The following is a 19,191-nucleotide window of genomic DNA, read 5'->3' on the forward strand; positions in this document are numbered from 1 at the left end:
CCTATCATGAAAGTAGCGTTCTGGAGTGATGCGGGTGCAATATTGGCTTTAGATGTTGTTTTATATACTATTCGTACACTTGAATTTCATTGTAGAACGTATCACGTTCTACCGGAATGCGTCCTGCACCTTTAATGAGCCATATGAGCTCTTTGCGGGTGAGGCCTTCAGGTGTTAATGCACCTGCTGCATGACTAATCCGTTCGCGAACAATCGTGCCGTGTGCATCCGAAGCACCGAATCCGAGGGCAACTTGAGCCAGCTGTGGACCGATGTTGATGAAGTAGGCTTTGATATGATCAATGTTATCCAGCATCAAACGGCTGATCGCAATTGTTTTGAGATCCTCATACGCCGAGTTACGACGCATAATGCTCGCGTTTTTACTTTTTGGCTGCATGGAAAGCGGGATGAAGACCATGAATCCATTCGTCTCATCTTGCAATTCACGAATCTGCACCATATGGTTAACGCGGTCCTCATAGGATTCGATCGATCCATACAACATCGTTGTATGTGTACGCATGCCCAGGTTATGAGCTGTACGGTGCACCTCAAGATAACGATCCACGTTCGCTTTGTCTACACGCATTTTTTTGCGATATTCATCCGAAAGAATCTCAGCGCCGCCGCCAGTCAGGGATTGCAGACCTGCTTTTTGCAGCTCCTGCAGAACTTCCTTAATACTGAGTCCACTGATTCGAGTGAAGAAGTCAATCTCGGCTGCCGTGTAGGCTTTCAGCGTAACATCCGGATATTTCTCGTTTAAAGCACGCAGGGAATCGACATAATACTGAAAAGGAACATGGTTGTTATGTCCGCCTACGATATGGAACTCACGTACACCTGGATGAATATGCTGTTCCACATAATCGATCATCTCCTGACCGGATAATGTGTAAGAGCCATCTTCACCCTGGTCTTTGCGGAAATTACAAAAAGCGCAGTGAGCTTCGCATACGTTTGTAAAATAAAGACTCATGTTCTCGATGAAATATACTTTCTTACCATTCTTCCGCAAGTTGACCTCATTGGCCAGTTGGCCCAAAGTCAGCAGATCATCAGTTTCATACAGATATACGCCGTCTTCTACGCTCAGCCTTACGCCGTTCTGCACTTTCTCAACGATTTCAGCCATTCTTTTGTCTGTGAACGGTGTTACCAATGTAGACATATTGTTTCCTCCTGTTCTTAACCGGATTGGAGTTGTGTGTAGGATCTGCATACAGAACTACATAGCAAAGATGCGGTCATCTGCCGCTTCCTTATAAGGACTAAACTCTTATTTACCCGGTGCAGCGTGTGCTGCATATGAAAGCTAAATTTTTTCAAAAAATGGAGTCGGTTGACTCATATATGCATTGGGGACTGCGTGGCAGTCTCGAAATGTGAAAAAAATTACAACTCCAATTATGACCATCGTCTGAATAAGTCATGACAAAATACCGACATTTCAGTGCGACCACCTATTCATTATAAACCTCGTATCCCGGGGGTTCAATACACTGGGAAGAAAAAGGAGTTTAAGGGGAGCGGGGAAAGAGGCAAACATGACTTGAGACCCTTGACGGGGTGGAGTATAATTTAAGAAGAGTTAATGAAAAGGAGAGTGACCTGGCATGATTAATATCAGCGAAACGGCTGCTGACAGATTAAAAGAGATGCTTGCACAGCAAGAGACACCTGGTATGTTCCTGCGTCTTGGCGTAGCACCGGGCGGTTGCACCGGATTTTCGTACGCCATGGGCTTTGACGATAAAGAGTCCGATGAGGACCTGTATATGGATATTCAGAACATGAAGGTTGTAGTCGAGAAGGAAAACCTGAAGTATCTGAATGGACTTGAAATTGATTTTGAAGAGTCCGGCATGACGGGTGGGTTCACCATTCATAACCCTAATGCAGTAGCGACCTGCGGCTGCGGATCATCCTTCCGTACGAAGGAAGATGCAGGGGTTCCGGATAAAGATTGCTAAGATTATAGAAATAAGAATAAATGAGGCGCAGTTTCGGCGGGTAAAACCGTTGAAGCTGCGCTTTTTTATGTGCTTCAAAGTCAGATGGTCTCGGACATTCAAGGTGTTACTACTTTCTGTTACTTGGCGTAATCATTTCAGTCCACATGTTTCTGTTGGTGGTGAATGTCCATAAGATGTTGTTTTCGAAAAGTTCCAGGCGAGATGCCGGTTGTCTTCTTGAATATTCGATTGAAGGAAGTAATGTTCTGGTATCCCACGCGGACACTAATTTCGTTAATCGTCCAGTTCGTCGAAGCCAGCAGTTCACATGCTTTGCGCATGCGGATTTTTTGCAGATGCTCGCTAAAATTGATGCCGGTTTTATCTTTGATATACACGGAGAGATATGTCGTCGACAGATTCAGTTTCTCGGACAGATACTCGAGTGAGATATCCTCCATGTAATGAGAGTTGATAATCTCATAGAACACGACGATGGTGGGTTCTTCCAGTACTGGGAGTCCGCTATCCTGCATGATGGCAATGGATGAGTTAATGATATGCTTAAAAACAATCTCATAGTCTTCCTGCGAATGGCAATCCTGAAGCATACTTTTCCATTCGTGCAGAGATGTATCCGCTCTTTTGTATGACAGATGCTGATCTATAACTTCAATGATATGATTGGTTATGGCTAGAGCCAATTGCCTAAACTGAAGCACACTTGCCTCTTTTTTGACGAATTGGGCGAACGCCTGACGTATCCATTCCATGCAGGTGTCTTCTTCCAGCGAATGGAGTGCCTGATCGAACTCACGCCCCCGTTTTAACAGAGGTTGATCCAGATCGGGCAGGGGACGGGCCTCACTGATCAACTGCGTTTCCTCTAGCAGGCGGGCTTCGGAGGCAAGATCTCGTAATTGCTGGTAGGTTTCACTGAATTTGGTCGGTTGATTCATTGCCGGAAGGGTACAGATGGTCACGACGTAATAATGGCTTTCTTCATCCAGACTTGCTTTAAGTTGCTCTAGCAGAGCTTGAAGCTGGACGGTCGAAGCTCCTTTTAATATGGAGACGATCTCGTTTTTCTCCATTTGGAATGTATGATTGGCATGAAACATCTCTTTGGTTTGCGAATGAATATAATCCAGCAAGTGACGTACTGCCCGCTCCCGGTCAAGGGGCATACTTCCAACTTCCGATATCCGGAAACGGATGTCGTAATACACAATCTGATAACTTCCTCCATCCGCCAAGAAATCATTCCATTCACTCAGGTCTGTATTAATATTCTTCAGTTGATTCATATAGGAGTAATTGGTTAGAATTGCGTTCTGACGGTTAAGCTTGTCCACAATCGTATCCTTTTCTTTCTTCAAATCCTCGATCCTGCTCTGAATCAGATCATATTCCCAGATACGACTATCTCTTGCTCTGACATCACCGGCTTCATAACGTGATGTACGGTCCAGCAGGGAGGATAACATATGCTTGACCGGTGTATGCAGGCGGCGGCTTAAATAAAGGGATACCAGCGTTGCTGCCAGAAGTGAGAATACAAAGATAAGAACCATATAACCGGTCAATCGCTGTAATTGATCTGCAATGCGAGTATCTGCCAAAGAGGTAATATAGGTGAGCCCATCCGCAGCCTCTGCCTTGAAATAATATCTTCCATTCTCTTTGAGTGCAGTTGCTCCATTCTGAAAAACAGGTGTTGCTTCTTCCTCTGCTGATAAGCCCGAGTGGTAAAGGATATTGCTCTGATCATCCGTAATAGTCAAGGTATGTCCAGCTGTGGTGCCGAAAAAGGACTCCACTGCTTTCTCGATATCCACCATTGCAATGATCTGGTAAGCCGTGCCGGGTTTCTTGAACGTGTATGGCAGAAGCCGCCTGCTCTCGGGAGACCCTGCGTTCATATGAAAGGAGGTTGAAGGCGAGATCAGGAAAGTGTGAGGCTGATCCGCGAGTGTCTCCCAATGTTCCAATGGATAGGTATCGCTTTGATACGATGTGTTGAACATGTAATCCGAACTGCCGCTACCTGATTTGCCAAACGCAAAGTGGTCCTTAGGAAAATGCACGATCACATCTTCCAGCAAAAACAAAGAATTGTACACATATCCCCGAATGTCCATCATCACATTTTTGGCCTTCAGATAGTCTGCCTGTTCCAATCCCACTCTTTGCAATTGCCGGTTGAAGGCGACCAGATCCTGATTGTTATACATATGGAACAGCATGATCTGAATTTGTTCCATATGATTGGAGAATCGTTCCGCTGTATTCTTCGTTTCATTGTGACTGTTTTGGACAATTTCCTCCTGCAGACTCGTTTTGAATACATAATAAATCAGAATATAGAATAGGCAGAACAATGAAATGATCGCCAAAAAGCTGACAAATAATTTAAAAAACAGGGTTCGTTTTTTGTTCAACATCCAATTCATAGGCCAACCCCTCATTTTATTCTTCTACAGAGAACAAGTTATTTGGCCCATTCTACGCGTGAACTATTAAGCCGCAGAAAGCAGAGTATGAACGTGGTGTAAAAAGGGGCTATACCTTTTTTGCGAAAATGGCTGTTTTTTCAGGAAAGATCACGAATGATGTAAATTTCATAAGGATCGGACAAGATCTCAAAAACGGTGTATACCCATTGCAGGTAGTAAGCTGTAACATTCAACTTGCAGCTGAGCCAATTGCAAATAGGCAGGCAGAAGGGGGAATTGCTGATTTTGGAACAGATGATATCCGTCAAGGAGCAGGCATACGGAATTCGGGGGAATGGAAGCAGAGCGAAGAAATCCCGATTACGTTCATTTCGTAGAAATTGGGATCTGTATCTGTTATTTTCGCCTGTCCTCATCTACTTCATTGTGTTTCATTATGTACCCATGTATGGCATGCAGATTGCCTTCAAGGACTTTATTGCCAATAAAGGCATAACCGGAAGCCCGTGGGTGGGATTTAAGCATTTTGAACGGTTTTTTGACAGCTTTTACTTTTGGCGAGTTATTAAAAACACGATGGGTATTGGTTTGTATGAATTAATGGTGGGCTTCCCTATTCCTATTCTTCTGGCATTGATGATCCACGAAGTCAGGTCTGGGAAATTCAGAAGATTTGTGCAGACGGTGACCTACATGCCTCATTTTTTATCTACCGTCGTTATGGTGGGTATGATCATGATGTTTTTGTCTCCTGTCAGTGGATTGATTAATTTGGCAATTACGGCTTTGGGTGGAGAAGCCATCTCGTTCATGACAGAACCGGGTTGGTTCAAGAGTATCTTTGTATGGTCAGGTGTCTGGCAGACAATGGGCTGGAGCTCGATCATCTATTTGGCGGCTCTTGCCGGAGTCGATCCACAGCTACATGATGCAGCCAAGGTGGATGGTGCGACCAGACTTCAACGAATCTGGCATGTGAACATCCCGGGGATTGCCCCGACCATGGTTGTGCTGTTAATTCTTAATGTGGGGTCCATTATGGGCGTGGGATTTGAGAAAGTATTCCTCCTGCAAAACGCGTTGAACATGGAAGCATCGGATGTGATCGCAACCAATGTATATCGTAGCGGAATTCTTGGGGCACAGTACAGCTATTCCGCAGCTGTCGGCCTGTTCAACTCGGTTATCAATTTTATATTGCTGCTGACCGTCAACCGGCTCGCCCGCAAAGTCAGCTCCAGCAGTTTATGGTAAGGAAGGTGAGGAGATGGCACAAAGTCGTGGTGACCGGGCAGTCGAATGGATAATCTATGCTGCTCTTGCGGTAGTCTCTGTAGTGGTATTGTATCCCGTATTCTTTGTGGGTATTGCATCGATCAGTAATCCCGAAAACGTCATGCGCGGTGAGGTCTGGCTGTGGCCCAAGGAACTCTCGCTGGTTGGTTATGAACGTCTGTTTGCGAATAGCGAGCTGATGAAAGGATATGGGAACACCTTGTTATACACGGTGGCCGGCACATTGCTCAACCTGGTGATGACCATTGCGGCAGCATATCCGTTATCCAGAGCCGATTTTAGCGGAAGAACTGTTTTTACGGTTTTGATTGTATTCACCATGTTTTTCAGTGGAGGCATGATTCCAACCTACTTGCTCATCAAGGACCTGGGTATGCTGGACACCTTTTGGGTCATGATTATTCCGTCGGCGTTATCCGTATGGAATATGCTGATCATGAAGACGTTTTTTCAGAACTCCATACCGAAGGAAATTCAGGAAGCGGCTTTTATGGATGGTTGTTCAAACATAAAGGTACTGATGCGGATTGTTCTGCCTCTTTCCGGGCCGGTATTGGCCGTCATGGTTCTATTTTACGCAGTGGGGCACTGGAACAGTTATTTTAACGCCCTAATCTATTTGTCAGACCGGGACAAGTATCCGCTGCAGTTGTTTTTACGTGAAATATTAGTTCAGGGTCAGATGCAGGAAATGGTCGATATCAGTGACGATTCCCTGGGTCGAAGCATGATGGATGCTGAAGCCATCAAATATGCTGCTGTAATTATTACTAACCTTCCTATGTTGATCCTGTATCCGTTTTTGCAGAAATACTTCATTAAAGGCGTCATGATTGGCGCAGTAAAAGGGTAAACCATAATCCATTTGATTATAAGGGAGTGCATGGAGATGTTGTTTAAAAAGTGGGGCAACTTGACCTTATCCATCGTGATTACAGCGGGTTTAATGGCTGGATGCAGTTCAGGGGAGGCGCCTGCAGGGCAGAGTCAGGATAGTCAATCTAATCTGAATGCTACAGGCATGCCAGTAGTGAAGGAACCGATTGAACTGGACTTTTTCACAGGGAAGTCTACCACCAACGGGAGTAAATTCGAAGAAACACTAATCTGGAAAGCGTACAGTGAGATGTCGAACGTAAAGGTGAACTTCAATCTCGTTCCTTTTGAGACATTGACCGAGAAGCGGAACCTGGCTCTGGCAGGCGATGACTACCCGGATGTGTTTTACTCTGCTCGTGTGACTTCGGATGAATTGACACGTTATGGTGCCCAGGGTGTGTTTCTTCCGCTCAATGATCTGATTGATGACTATGCCCCGAATTTTAAAAGATTGATGGAGCAGTACCCGGATATTCGTAAAGGGTTGACGATGCCGGATGGCAACATCTATTCGATGCCGTCCTTCTATGATCCCGCTCTGTTATCCATGCTGATTGGTGCACCGCTGTGGATTAATGAAGATTGGTTGAAACAGCTGAACATGGAAGAACCGGATTCAACCGAAAGCTTCTATGAATATCTGAAAGCGGTCAAAACGACAGATCTTAACGGCAACGGCAAAAACGATGAAATTCCTTTTAGCGCTACAGGCATTACGGGCATTATTGATCATGTAAAAGGGGCATGGGGGCTTGGTAACCGTGGACTCGGACACAAGTTGGTTGATGTGGACCCCGGCACAGATGAGCTTCGCTTCACCAAAACATTGCCTCAGTACAAGGAAGTGCTCCAGTATGTGAACAAGCTACATCAGGAAGGATTGCTGGACCCCGAAATATTTACACTGGATGGCGGAGCACTGAATGCGAAAGGTCAGGCGGGAACGCTTGGTGCGACAACGGTGCCCAACCCGGAAACGGTCATGGGACAGAAAAATTTCATCGGTCTTGGTGCCCTGAAAGGTCCTGATGGGGAACAGCTGTATTCTCATGTAAAGGTACCTATGGTCCATGTAGGAGCGTTCGCGATTACGGACAAGAATGAGAACCCTGAAGCAACGATCCGCTGGATGGATCATTTCTATAGTGATGAAGGAGCCCTCCTCTACTTCATGGGGAAAGAAGGGGAGACTTATGAAAAGGATGCAGACGGAAATCTGCAGTACACGCAGGATATTACAGCGAATCCGGATGGTCTCACTCAAGATCAGGCATTGGCGAAATATTTCACCTGGCTCGGTGGAAGTTATCCGGGCTTAGTGAAGGAAGATTATTTCAAAGGCTCAGAGACACTCCCAAGCTCCCTTCAGGCAGCAGACAAAGCGAAGGACCAAGCCGTAGAGGACATCTGGTACAACTTTAACTTCACGCAGGAAGAATCCGAATTTATGTCCTCAGTTGGAAAAGACATTCAGGATTACGTGACCGAGATGGAAGCAAAGTTTGTGAATGGCAGTGCAGGATTTGATCAGTGGGAAACGTATGTGAACACTCTGAATAAAATGGGGCTGGACGAGTATATGAAGGTATATCAGGCAGCCTATGACAGGTATAAGACAGAATAGCGTATGAATTGATGACTGGAACAAAGACTTGATGAAGGAGGGATAAGCTGTGAGAGCTGCTGTACTCGGATGCGGAACGATGGGAGCCGTACATGCCAAAAGTTATGCCAAGTTGAAAAATGTTGAACTGGTTGGGGTTTGTGATGTGGAGAAGGATGAGGCTGACAGGCTGGCTGATGGTTACGGAACGACAGCGTACAGCCGTTTTGAGGATTTGTTGAGCGGGGGGCGCCCGGATGTGGTGAGCATCTGCCTCCCTACATCTTTGCACTGCACGTATACAGTCATGGCCGCTGAAGCGGGCGTGCATGTAATCTGTGAGAAACCGGTCAGTTCGACGGCCAAAGAAGCCGAAATGATGGATGTCGTCTGTCGTTCGAACAAAGTTCATTTGTTTATTGCACATGTGGGTCGCTTCTTCCCTGCCTATATCGATGTCGCCCGTCAGATCGCTGCCGGAGTTATAGGGAAGCCTGGGGTTGCCCATGCCAGTCGTATCGGACCCCATCCGGGGCTGATGAAGAACTGGTACAACGATGAGAGGCATAGCGGTGGTGTCATTATGGATCTGATGATCCATGACATCGATTATATGCGCAGTGTGCTTGGAGAGGTACGTTCCGTGTATGCCCAGCGACGAACCCTTCCTCATTTGGACTATGCCTGGGTAACCTTGAGATTCGAACAAGGAACTATCGCCAATCTGGAAGGGATGTGGGGATACCCGGGGCCGTTCCAGACAGCGATGGAATTCGCGGGAGATCGGGGAATCCTGCATGCAAATTCCGAGAAGGCCAAATCAGTGGTTATCCGTCAGGATGGAGGAATAGGCCGTATATCAACGAAGGGAACGGACGACAGGACACATACACCTATCGTTTTAAGGAAAAGTCCTGAGTTTGAAACGGCCTATGAACGTGAACTGTCTCATTTTATTCAATGTATCCAATTCGGGGATCAGCCTAAGATCACGTTTCAGGATGCCTGTAATGCGTCCCGAATTGCCCGTGCTGCACTCCATTCTGCCTACAGCGGAGACTCTGTCAATATGAAAGGTTTTGAGGAGAAGGGGGGAGCATTCAGATGAAACGATTGCGTATTGGCATGATCAGCTTCGCTCATCCCCATGCGTTCAGTTATTTTCGGGAGCTCGCCGCGATAGAGAATGTAGAGGTCGTCGCCATCGCCGATGATAACATGGAGCGGGTTATGACTCTTCTTGATCAAGGCCATATCTCGTATTACGAAGATTACCGCATTATGCTGCAGCTTCCTGAGATTGATGCCGTAATTATATGTTCAGAGAATGTGAAGCATGCGAGCATGGTGATGGAAAGTGCCCGTGCGGGTAAGCATATTCTATGTGAAAAACCGCTTGGAGTTAGCATGGATGAAATGAAAATCATGATCGAAATCTGCTCCAAATACAGGGTACAATTGATGACCGCATTTCCCTGCCGATATTTGCCTGCTGTATTGGAGACGAAAAGGGCGCTTGAGCGAGGAGACATTGGTCAAGTGGTTGCGGTTAAGGGGTACAATCGTGGTACAGCACCAGAGGGCTGGTTTCTGGATCCTTCCCAATCCGGGGGAGGAGCGATTCTGGATCATACAGTCCATGTAGCTGATCTGCTTCGATGGTTGTTTAACCTTGATCCGACCGCTGTATATGCAGAGCAAGGACATTTGTTTCATGATCTGGCGGTGGAAGATTCGGGCATGGTGCATATTGAATTGGATCAGGAAGTGATTGCGTTCATTGATACAAGCTGGTCGAGAAATCGGACATATCCCTTCTGGGGAGACGTAAAGCTAGATATCATCGGTACGGAAGGCGTCATACATATGGATGCTTTCGCACAGACAAATGAGGTATACAGCGATCTCGAGGAAAGAGCAAGGTGGAGCTATTGGGGTGAACGTATGAATTATTATATGCTGCAAGATTTCGTGGACTCACTCCTGGCTGGAAGAAGTGTTTTAGTCTCCGGGGAAGATGGTTTACAGGCCACAGCAGTCGCTCTGGCAGCATATGAGTCGATTCAGAAAAAAGGCAGGGTGATACTCAGGAAAGTGGAGGAACATGAAACACGTTACGAACAATAATGTGTGTGGTAAACCCATAATTTAGACCCGAAGTGATGGGATTAGTCTGTAATAGATGATCTATCAGGGTCTTTTTTTGTTGTACTGAGGGGAATTCTATAATTTTTCAGAGAGGAATAGTTGACAAAACATGTTGTAACTACTATAGTTACAACATGAGTTTTTACTACAAAACAAATCAGAGGAGAGATCATGATGAACATTGCAATCATTGGTGCAACAGGCAAAGCAGGAAGCGTGATTTTGAAAGAAGCGGCAGACAGAGGGCATGAAGTGACGGCGATTGTTCGTAATGCATCCAAATTGGAAGATAAAACCCTGAATACGCTGGAGAAAGATGTATTCGATCTTACAGCTGAAGATCTTAAAGCGTTCGATGTAGTTGTAAATGCATTTGGTGCACCAGCGGGTAAAGAAAACCTGCATGTGGAAGTAGGACAAGCGTTGATCAACATCCTGAAGGATGCACCAAACACTCGTCTGATCGTCGTGGGTGGAGCAGGAAGCCTGTTCACGGACGAGTCCAAGACATTGCGTGTCTTTGAATCCCCAGGATTCCCTGATGCTTACAAAGCAACTGCAACGAACCAAGGCCAAAACTTGCAGGATCTGCAAGCATCTTCAGGTATTCAATGGACATTCCTGAGCCCGGCTGGATTCTTCAATCCGGAAGGCGTACGCACAGGTAAATATCAAGCAGGCAATGATGTTCTCCTGGTCAACAGTGAAGGCAAAAGCTACATCAGTTATGCTGACTATGCCATTGCTTTGGTTGACGAGATTGAAAATCCGCAACACAAAAACGAACGCTTTACTGTGGTTGGCGAAGCGAAGTAATTCATCTCGTATAACGTATAATGAACCTTACAAAACGGACGCTGATCACGACAGATCAGCGTCCGTTCTTTTTGTGTTAGGATAACGCAATGAACATAAGTTACCTGCGTCTAATAGCTTGTTGGGAAAATATGAGAGGGGTTGAATGATAAAGATGACAGTATCATTTTCACATAAGCCCGAAGAATACGAATGTCCATTTTGTTGTATTTGGGGTATCGAGCGACCTGATCAGGGAACAAAACAAAGGGATATCATTTATCAGAATGAAAAGGTGACGGCATTTATAGCGAGAAAATGGTGGCCTAACAATAAAGGACATGTTCTTGGTTTAGGGGGGCGAACAAGAAACGATAAATCTTGAGTGCATTGATCAATGGCTAACGGACAGAAAAGAGGTACCAATATGCTAGAAATGCAAACAAAGGATAACCGAAAGTTCACAAATCAACTCCCAAAATGGGCAATTGGTTTTCATACAGGTCTGATTTCAATTTTTTCTATCATTGGACTCGGGTTAATCGCCGTAGCGGTGTTAAGGATGATGAACAATGAGACTGGTGTTGCGATCACGATTTTTGGAATAGGCGTTTTGATTAGTTGGCTAGGTTGGTTTTGTTTTAAAAACCTTCAAAAATATCTTGATTATGTTTTCAAAATAGAATTAAGACAGACTGGATATTATACGTATTTTAAAGATAAAAATAAAAATGAAGAAAGAGAAATTTTTTTAACTTATGAACGAATGGAGTATGTATTAATTGGGATGGATTATCAACTCATCCCTAGACAAAAGGTTCGAGCAGGCACGATAACTACTAAACTCGTTCCTTATAGGGCGGCAAAATTTATGTTCTATGGTAAGAATGCGGACGGACAACTCGAAGTCCTTTCTTTTACCCACTCGGACCTTGCGATAATTGATGCTTGGATTGACGTACTTCAGTCTAATAATGTGACGATACTCCATACTGACATGGCTTTAAAAGCAACACCTAACAATCCTGAAGGAATAAAAGCAGTGCCCAAGAATTCGTATGAGGGTTCACTTTTATTCACACCAGGATCTGAAGCCGAGGATATCGACAATATTTTTTATACCGATGAGCAGAAAAAGACTTTGGCACAAAAAACAAAAGCAAGACGAAAAAAGGGATTCTATTTGACTATAACCTTAGCTTTGCTGCAAGTGATTATGATTTACTTCTATTTTCCTTCATGGGACATTGAAGAAGGTTTATTTAGTGAAGATTCGGATGAGATCTTTGCAGTACTGTTCACTGTTATGGCTGTATTCGCTATCTACATCTATAAGCACCAAGTTAGGTGGTATGATCCAATCAAAGATATGTTAATTCTCGGAATAGGAATCTGGGTAGGTACCATGATCTCACCTGCAACTCATCCTGACTTTCAATCAGCTGTAGGAGTGTACTCAACTATTATTTTCATGATCGTACTTGTTGTAGTTTATCTATTCAAATTATTTGGTTGGATCGGTAAGATAAAGAAAGAATGGAAGAATAATAGAGAGGAATCAGGCTATAAAAATATTGGAGATTAAATTAAATCCTTGTGACTAAAGATTATGGCAATGCTACGGACCTGATCATATGTCGGAGAGATTTAATGTCATTTATGTCCCGGGAGCCGCGTAAGCGGCTTTTTAGTTTATCAAAATCTCATTGATTGAAGATTACAGTTGAGAATAGCCAAGTTTATAACCTCTTATTAGAAGCAAACTAGAATTAATTGCTCTAATAGGAGGTTTTCCTATGATTTTAAGTGAACTTCGGCATCATTATGAGGCAGAAACGATGATAGATTGGGGGCAAAGCTACCTTTTTCATTGAGGGAAGTTCCATGGCAACCCAAATTACAGCAAGATCTGAAAAGTAGGAGCAGGCCAAATTTGTTAAGTTATACTCGATAAGCCAAACCATAATAAGGAAGGGGCTGTAACAAAAAGGTTTAGAACATATGGAGGTTTGGAGTCAAAAACGTGTGATGTTGAGAAAAGACTGGATCATTTTATATACCCTAGAAGTGGAGGAATCATTGTGAATATAGTGCACGATAAAAAGGTTAGTCAATCAATAATAACAGTACATGATCTCAACCGGTGGTCAGGATTTATGGCAATAATAGCAGGGATTCTATATATCGTTATTCAGTTTATCCACCCGACAGATCATATCTCTTCTGTAAATACAAACTCTTGGGTAGTGGTTGCATCCCTGACTATGGCTATGTCGTTCTTTAATCTGATCGGAATTACTGGATTCTATGTAAGCCAAGCGAAAGAAGCGGGGTGGCTTGGCTTGGTCGGTTTCCTTTTGTTCAATCTGTTCTGGTTAATCTCATTCATTTTTAGTTTCATCGAAGCATTCGTTTTGCCGTTGTTGACAAGTGATGCTGAAAAGTTTGTGGAAGGAATGGTTGGGCTCGTTGGAGGAACAGTTAGTGAGGTTAATCTCGGGATATTCCCAATATTAGCACCGCTCGCGGGAGTAATGTATATGCTAGGAGGTCTACTGCTAGGCATCGCTACAATACGTGCCAGAGTAATGCCTCGCCTAGCAGGAATTCTATTGGCCTTCGCTGCGGTAGTCACCATTACTGCTGCAATCATCCCCCATCCACTTGATCGGGGGTTGGCGATACCTATGGGAATTGCACTTATATGGATGGGGTATGTTATTTGGTCGAAACGTAAGTTAGCATCGAACTAGAGATGCCTTCGGTCTGACCTATATGGATGTAATGAATAGTCCTCTGACGGTTTGGTTCCTCGGTACCATCAGATTTCCAGATCGTCAGGGAGTTTCTTGATTGGTGCGTAGATATGGTAAGTGGAGTCCAGGTTGTGGACGTCATTAAAAACTTGGATAAGTTCAATATCCGATTGATCAGCCTCTTGCTTGGAAATCTTTAAGAATCTGGCATAGTCTGATTTAAGCACTTCTCCAATATCAAGCAGGTCACCAAAATAGTTGAACCTCGCGCAAAAAATAGACGGTACATCAACCGTGAAATAAAAGGGTTTATCAATTTGAATGTCATGTGGGATTCCGAACAGAACTTTGAATCGGGTTGAATTTGGTTGACAGTTTGAATAAATGACAAAACAAGAACCATGTATGCTTTCATCAATATGGTTCAACATCATTTTTGAATGGGAGTGAATCTTCTTCTTGTAATCATCAGTGGCTAGGTCTACTTCAAAGGCAATCCCGCTTATTCGGGTTTCTTTGAACTCTGTCAGTGTGAAATCCGTGACGATATCACCATTGATATTTTTAAATGGTCTTTTAATCACAGTAGGTATTTGAGTCGGAGAGATTTTTTTTAAGCCTGCTCTTAGTGAACTTGGAGCTACACCGTAATGTTGTTTGAATGCCCGGGTGAATGAGGCTTGCGTACCAAAGGCTAACTGATAAGCAATATTGGTTAGAGACAAGTTGTTGTCATAAATGAGTGATAGGGTGGCATTCAATCTTCTAGATAGGATGTACTGATTTAACGAACAGCCCATCATGGCTGAAAAGAGCCTATGAAAATAGTATTTAGACATATTGAAAGTAAGAGCAACGGATGACACAGTTAAAGGCTGTTCTAAATTCTCCTCGATATGAATTAATACTTGTTCTATTATCCTATGATGGTTCATACTAACTCCCTTCATCTCACTTTCTAATTTTAGTGCTGAAGCTCTTATTTGTCTAGAATTGGGTAAACTTTAGTCCAAAGAAAATGTCAGTTGAACGGGAGCATAGCAACTGGCCTGACCTATTAATCTCTTTACTTAAGCGTAGATAGAGGCGTATAATCCCTTGAGTATCAGAGCATTGAAGAGGGGAAATGGTTATGAACAATGGATTAATCAACGCGATCATTGCGTATATCATGTGGGGGGTTCTCCCGCTGTATTGGAAGTTGTTTGAAAATGTACCAGCAGGCGAGATTCTGTCCCATCGGGTTGTCTGGTCGTTCGTCTTCATGGGTATTCTCGTTGCCGTCCAGCGCCGTTGGGGTGACATGAAACGAATTGTGGCTGACCGTTCGCTCTTGTTATCGCTCACAGCTAGCGGACTTCTGATCGCTATTAATTGGCTGATCTTCATCTGGGCAGTTAACAACGGTCATGTCGTTGAGACAAGCTTGGGTTATTATTTGAACCCTTTGCTGAACGTGTTACTGGCAGTTGTCTTCCTTCATGAAAAGCCAAACCGTGGCCAATGGCTCGCGATTGCTATTGCTGGTGTCGCGGTGCTTATCATCGCTATCGACTACGGACGTTTCCCATGGGTAGCGATCTCGCTGGCCGTGTCATTTGGCTTGTACGGTCTAGCGAAGAAGAAGATTAAGCAAGACGCTTCTGTGGGCTTATTTTCGGAGACAGCTGTAGTTCTGCCCATCGCACTCGGCTACTGGATCTACTTGGCCATCGTGGGAAAAGCAACAGCATGGACGCTGCCTGCGCCTATGTTCTTCGAATTGCTTCTATCTGGCGTGGTGACGGCGCTGCCGCTGCTTTTCTTTGCACGGGCGGCTGCCCGGATGTCGTTGTCCACGCTTGGCTTCGTGCAATACATTGGGCCGACGATCATGCTGATCCTGAGCGTGTTCGTGTTCAAGGAAACAGTCTCGCCAGTTCTGCTCGTTGGTTTCGCGCTGATCTGGACAGCGCTTATCGTATACGCAACCGCATCGATGCGTGCCACGAGACTGGCTAAAGTAAGCTGAACAGAGGTATCTTGGTATCGTTATAAATGCCCTGTCCGCCGATGAGGTGGACAGGGCCATTTTTACGTTTATGGGGAAAAGATAACTCAGCAAAATGAAGAAGGCATAAGATCAATAGAGTGGTAAAATACAGGAGTAGTCATCAAAAATAGGAATAAGAAAACGAGGAGGCAACAGATATATGATCGTTAGTAACCGTTACCGTAAACGTAAACGTGATCCATTATTTGTAAAGAATGCTGTAGTTCAGGTACTATTTCAGTTTGCTGTTTCAGCGATAATTGGGATCATATATGGATGTATGATGGTCAACCAGACGATAGGTAGATATATTAATGAACGATTAGCGAGCACGGATGGTCCGGATCTTCATTTATATCTGCCCATTGTGGTGACAGTGTTCGTCTACTCGTGCTTTATTCAGAAGAAACAATGGATTTTACTTGAAAAAATCTCATTTAGTTGTCTCCATATTTTTGTTGCTCTGCTAAGCTGTTTTTCTTCGGTTATCGTGTTATTGATGATCTAATCCGGATTCTGCCGTTTCCGCACCTTCAGCCCCATCAACTGCATCAACCACACCGACAGCGAGTGTTGTTACGGCAGCAGCAGTCAGAAGGTGTTTGGCGCCAAGTTTGGCACGCTCCATATCATCTTCTTTCATACCCACGACAACATCTTTACCGCTGTTATACACATACTTGGCTGATATCGCTATACCTTTTGCAGTATTAGTCACGGCATCTCCAATATCGGCAAGGCCCGCGTCCAAGGCAGCATCATCTTTTCGGATCGCACCACTTGCCAGATCATATGTCCCGCTAGCCAGTTGTCCAACCGTTTTGCCAGTGTTAATCGTAGCTTTTTCTACGCCGTTCCCGATTTCTTTGATAAAGGGACTTCCCGCAATCTCACCGACAACCCTCACACTGCCGCCTAGTACTTTCCCGGTAACTTCTCCAGCCAATTGGCCCATCCCTTTTAAAAACCTCATCCATATTCCCCCGCTCTTGTAATAAGCTAACCCACGTTCTGCATGATTTTCTCTTTATTATATTCATATGTAAGTGAAAAAACCATTCTGCATTCAGCCTGCTCATAAGACGATCCGCCTTGGAACGGTCCCTTGCAGCGCCCCATGCTACCAAAATGGTACCCTTAGCAGTACTACTCGCTCCAACGTAAAAAAAAGACGCTACTCCCACCTGGAACAGCGCCATTAGCCCTTGTTGTTTTACCTTACTACTTAATCCATTTGACTACACACGGTTTTAGAAGTGTCTCATTGAGCAGCAACATAGTGGAGGGGGCGGAATCGATTCTGAAGAAGCGAAGCGGTCGCCTTTGTATCCTAATTTCAACTTATGAAAGTTGTTCAAAAAATTAGGATACAACAGCGATCATAAGAACGATCCGCCACCGGAACGCCCACCACGCTGCCCACCAATACACTTCTACCCACCGTACCTAGTCAATAAATCCTTCCATGACTACCGTCGGCATCATATTCGATTGCCATGCACCTTTGCCATAGCCGCTGTTGTATCCTGGTGTAGCCTGAGGCTCCCAGTAGAATACGCCTTTGCCTTTACCATTCGGCAGATTGCGGATTTGGTTTTTCATCGCCGCAACAAAACTTTTACCAGCCGCAGCCTGGTTATTGTCCATGCCGATTTCAGAAATGATGATCTCTTTGCCATAACGGTTGATCATATCCTTGGCATTGTTTACTGTATTCGTCACAGCTGTGTTCCAGCCGGAAGCCGAAGGGTAGAGGGACATGGCAATCATGTCAAAGTTGGCTCCGTTATTGATCAGGCCTCCAATATTCCATACATAGAGGGCGTTATCATCTCCACCTGCCAGATGCACAATGGTTTTGGTGCCGCTGCTCAGGGATTTCACTGCATTATGGCCTGTGTTTACCAGCCACGCATAGTTTTTCATGTTGGTAGATGCTTTGCCATCTTCCCATAACATGCCGTTGCTTGTTTCATTCCCGATCTGTACCCAGTCCGGGGTAACGCCTTTGCTTTGCATTGTAGTCATGACATCACGTGTGTGATTCCACACCGCATCCATGAGCTGCTGGAACGTGTAGTTTTTCCAGGCAGCTGGTTTGGTCTGTTGACCAGGGTCTGCCCAGGAATCGCTGTAGTGCAGGGTGAGCATTACGCTCATGCCGGCATTCTTGGCACGTTGTGCAAGTGCAGCCGCACGATCCTTGTTCATGTAACCGTTCCCATAATCGTTCGTAGGATTAACAAAGACCCGAATACGAACGGAATTGATTTGATAGTCATTTTTCAAAATATCAATGATGTCACGCTGTACCCCATTTTTATCTTTCCATTTGTAGCCTTGAGCTTCCATTCCGGGAACCCAACTGATGTCGGCTCCTTTGGCGAAACTTGGTGCTGCGCTGGCATGCTGACCTGCGGGCAGCATGATGGAGGTGAATAACAAAACAAAAGCCAACATGATGGATATCTTGAAATCCCTTACATTTTTGAACATTACAAGATGCCTCCTCGGATTTAGGTTGAGTTGCATCCTAATTATAGCCATCCTGGTTTACTCTACTAAAGGGTCCATTTCCAATATTTTGGGTGTTTTCTCAACCTCTCTACGAAAAAAGACAAAACAAAAAGCCGTCCGAAGACGGCCTTCTACCCGTGGCGCTTTTTGAAACATTGATCCGTATCCCGCGCCTCCACCAGACTCATTTTATTTTGAGCTAGTGGATCGGGTAAGGGACACGTTCAACATGTGATTAGAAATGTTGACGCACCTCCTTTCCTTGTGGCAAGAGTATACAACACCTGGTTTGAGAAATCTAGTCTTTTTTTACGTATTTACGCAAAATTATTTTTCGGTCTGGAACATCGTTATATCTCGTGCATAGTGACTCTTCGTTCCGTCATTGTTTCGAATGCGTACGCTGTCTTCACTGATCCGTTCAACGATGCCACTACCCACCTCACAGTAGACGCCAGCCGGGTCTTCCTGCCAAGCGCTTACGATACATTGAGAGAGTGCAGCCGTGAAAAACTCTATATTTTTTTGTAACGTTCTAGGTTTGTTCGATTTCATTATATACTCCTTTAGACACTGTTATTTGGAAATGATAACAAGCAACCGGACCAAATCACACTGTACATCACTTTACTCTGTCTATTGCTCTTTGTAAAGGGATGGAAAAAGTTGCGTCCATGAGGTATCATTTACATAAATTTTACATAGCGTTTACACTGCGCTGACGCTTGATGTTGATTACGAATAGTACAAT

The 19,191-nt window shown here is 44.6% G+C and carries 16 protein-coding genes; 10 read left to right on the forward strand and 6 right to left on the reverse strand.

Features of this window, described 5'->3' with window-relative positions:
* Nucleotides 1–67: 67 nt before the first annotated feature.
* On the reverse strand, nt 68–1,174 hold the full coding sequence (gene mqnE / locus AC4G47_RS04555; RefSeq protein ID WP_491104947.1) for an aminofutalosine synthase MqnE: 1,107 nt from the start codon (nt 1,172–1,174) through the stop codon (nt 68–70).
* Between the two features lie 445 nt (nt 1,175–1,619).
* Between mqnE and AC4G47_RS04560 the strand changes: the two genes are divergently transcribed.
* Entirely contained in the window at nt 1,620–1,976 is a 357-nt protein-coding gene (locus tag AC4G47_RS04560; protein ID WP_062837974.1) for a HesB/IscA family protein, read from the forward strand.
* Nucleotides 1,977–2,113: 137 nt separating this feature from the next.
* Here AC4G47_RS04560 and AC4G47_RS04565 read toward each other — a convergent pair whose 3' ends face one another.
* Nucleotides 2,114–4,411 carry a helix-turn-helix domain-containing protein gene (locus tag AC4G47_RS04565; protein ID WP_491104949.1) on the reverse strand — a complete coding sequence of 766 codons (2,298 nt, stop codon included), beginning with the start codon at nt 4,409–4,411 and terminating at the stop codon, nt 2,114–2,116.
* 297 nt (nt 4,412–4,708) lie between these two features.
* Between AC4G47_RS04565 and AC4G47_RS04570 the strand changes: the two genes are divergently transcribed.
* The 8 genes from AC4G47_RS04570 to AC4G47_RS04605 all read left to right on the forward strand — a co-directional run bounded on the left by AC4G47_RS04570 (nt 4,709) and on the right by AC4G47_RS04605 (nt 13,888).
* Complete coding sequence (locus AC4G47_RS04570; protein ID WP_491106643.1) at nt 4,709–5,668, forward strand: ABC transporter permease; 960 nt, start codon at nt 4,709–4,711, stop codon at nt 5,666–5,668.
* A gap of 13 nt (nt 5,669–5,681) precedes the next feature.
* Complete coding sequence (locus AC4G47_RS04575; protein ID WP_491104951.1) at nt 5,682–6,563, forward strand: carbohydrate ABC transporter permease; 882 nt, start codon at nt 5,682–5,684, stop codon at nt 6,561–6,563.
* Nucleotides 6,564–6,599: 36 nt separating this feature from the next.
* Entirely contained in the window at nt 6,600–8,213 is a 1,614-nt protein-coding gene (locus tag AC4G47_RS04580; protein ID WP_491104952.1) for a type 2 periplasmic-binding domain-containing protein, read from the forward strand.
* 49 nt (nt 8,214–8,262) lie between these two features.
* A complete protein-coding gene (locus AC4G47_RS04585) occupies nt 8,263–9,300 on the forward strand; it encodes a Gfo/Idh/MocA family protein (RefSeq protein WP_491104954.1) in 1,038 nt (345 codons plus the stop codon).
* Nucleotides 9,297–10,319, forward strand: coding sequence for a Gfo/Idh/MocA family protein (locus AC4G47_RS04590; RefSeq protein ID WP_491104955.1), 1,023 nt, complete (start codon nt 9,297–9,299; stop codon nt 10,317–10,319). The genes AC4G47_RS04585 and AC4G47_RS04590 overlap by 4 nt, the downstream gene beginning before the upstream one ends.
* 195 nt (nt 10,320–10,514) lie before the next feature.
* Complete coding sequence (locus AC4G47_RS04595; protein WP_491106644.1) at nt 10,515–11,156, forward strand: NAD(P)-dependent oxidoreductase; 642 nt, start codon at nt 10,515–10,517, stop codon at nt 11,154–11,156.
* Nucleotides 11,157–11,562: 406 nt separating this feature from the next.
* Nucleotides 11,563–12,720, forward strand: coding sequence for a hypothetical protein (locus AC4G47_RS04600; protein WP_491104957.1), 1,158 nt, complete (start codon nt 11,563–11,565; stop codon nt 12,718–12,720).
* Nucleotides 12,721–13,216: 496 nt separating this feature from the next.
* Nucleotides 13,217–13,888 carry a hypothetical protein gene (locus tag AC4G47_RS04605; RefSeq protein WP_491104958.1) on the forward strand — a complete coding sequence of 224 codons (672 nt, stop codon included), beginning with the start codon at nt 13,217–13,219 and terminating at the stop codon, nt 13,886–13,888.
* A gap of 68 nt (nt 13,889–13,956) precedes the next feature.
* Here the strand turns inward: AC4G47_RS04605 and AC4G47_RS04610 are convergent, their stop codons facing one another.
* A complete protein-coding gene (locus tag AC4G47_RS04610; protein ID WP_491104959.1) occupies nt 13,957–14,826 on the reverse strand; it encodes a helix-turn-helix transcriptional regulator in 870 nt (289 codons plus the stop codon).
* Between the two features lie 197 nt (nt 14,827–15,023).
* On the opposite strand from AC4G47_RS04610, the gene rarD reads away from it, so the two are divergent.
* Nucleotides 15,024–15,902 carry an EamA family transporter RarD gene (rarD, locus tag AC4G47_RS04615; protein ID WP_491104960.1) on the forward strand — a complete coding sequence of 293 codons (879 nt, stop codon included), beginning with the start codon at nt 15,024–15,026 and terminating at the stop codon, nt 15,900–15,902.
* A 514-nt stretch (nt 15,903–16,416) separates the two neighbouring features.
* Here rarD and AC4G47_RS04620 read toward each other — a convergent pair.
* The 3 genes from AC4G47_RS04620 to AC4G47_RS04630 all read right to left on the reverse strand — a co-directional run bounded on the left by AC4G47_RS04620 (nt 16,417) and on the right by AC4G47_RS04630 (nt 18,995).
* Nucleotides 16,417–16,896 carry a hypothetical protein gene (locus tag AC4G47_RS04620; RefSeq protein WP_491104961.1) on the reverse strand — a complete coding sequence of 160 codons (480 nt, stop codon included), beginning with the start codon at nt 16,894–16,896 and terminating at the stop codon, nt 16,417–16,419.
* Nucleotides 16,897–17,369: 473 nt separating this feature from the next.
* Nucleotides 17,370–18,419 (reverse strand): glycoside hydrolase family 53 protein, encoded by a 1,050-nt coding sequence (locus tag AC4G47_RS04625; RefSeq protein WP_491104963.1) that lies wholly within the window; start codon nt 18,417–18,419, stop codon nt 17,370–17,372.
* A gap of 348 nt (nt 18,420–18,767) precedes the next feature.
* Entirely contained in the window at nt 18,768–18,995 is a 228-nt protein-coding gene (locus AC4G47_RS04630) for a hypothetical protein (RefSeq protein WP_145325104.1), read from the reverse strand.
* Nucleotides 18,996–19,191: the final 196 nt, after the last annotated feature.

The sequence above is a fragment of the Paenibacillus sp. Negev47 genome, assembly GCF_058313655.1.

Coding starts and splice junctions, on each gene's coding strand:
- AC4G47_RS04580 (WP_491104952.1), top strand. CDS start 6,600: ATGTTGTTTAAAAAGTGGGGCAACTTGACCTTATCCATCGTGATTACA.
- AC4G47_RS04630 (WP_145325104.1), bottom strand. CDS start 18,995: ATGAAATCGAACAAACCTAGAACGTTACAAAAAAATATAGAGTTTTTC.
- AC4G47_RS04560 (WP_062837974.1), top strand. CDS start 1,620: ATGATTAATATCAGCGAAACGGCTGCTGACAGATTAAAAGAGATGCTT.
- AC4G47_RS04570 (WP_491106643.1), top strand. CDS start 4,709: ATGATATCCGTCAAGGAGCAGGCATACGGAATTCGGGGGAATGGAAGC.
- AC4G47_RS04575 (WP_491104951.1), top strand. CDS start 5,682: ATGGCACAAAGTCGTGGTGACCGGGCAGTCGAATGGATAATCTATGCT.
- AC4G47_RS04600 (WP_491104957.1), top strand. CDS start 11,563: ATGCTAGAAATGCAAACAAAGGATAACCGAAAGTTCACAAATCAACTC.
- AC4G47_RS04610 (WP_491104959.1), bottom strand. CDS start 14,826: ATGAACCATCATAGGATAATAGAACAAGTATTAATTCATATCGAGGAG.
- rarD (WP_491104960.1), top strand. CDS start 15,024: ATGAACAATGGATTAATCAACGCGATCATTGCGTATATCATGTGGGGG.
- mqnE (WP_491104947.1), bottom strand. CDS start 1,174: ATGTCTACATTGGTAACACCGTTCACAGACAAAAGAATGGCTGAAATC.
- AC4G47_RS04625 (WP_491104963.1), bottom strand. CDS start 18,419: ATGTTCAAAAATGTAAGGGATTTCAAGATATCCATCATGTTGGCTTTT.
- AC4G47_RS04590 (WP_491104955.1), top strand. CDS start 9,297: ATGAAACGATTGCGTATTGGCATGATCAGCTTCGCTCATCCCCATGCG.
- AC4G47_RS04620 (WP_491104961.1), bottom strand. CDS start 16,896: ATGAGGTTTTTAAAAGGGATGGGCCAATTGGCTGGAGAAGTTACCGGG.
- AC4G47_RS04595 (WP_491106644.1), top strand. CDS start 10,515: ATGAACATTGCAATCATTGGTGCAACAGGCAAAGCAGGAAGCGTGATT.
- AC4G47_RS04565 (WP_491104949.1), bottom strand. CDS start 4,411: ATGAATTGGATGTTGAACAAAAAACGAACCCTGTTTTTTAAATTATTT.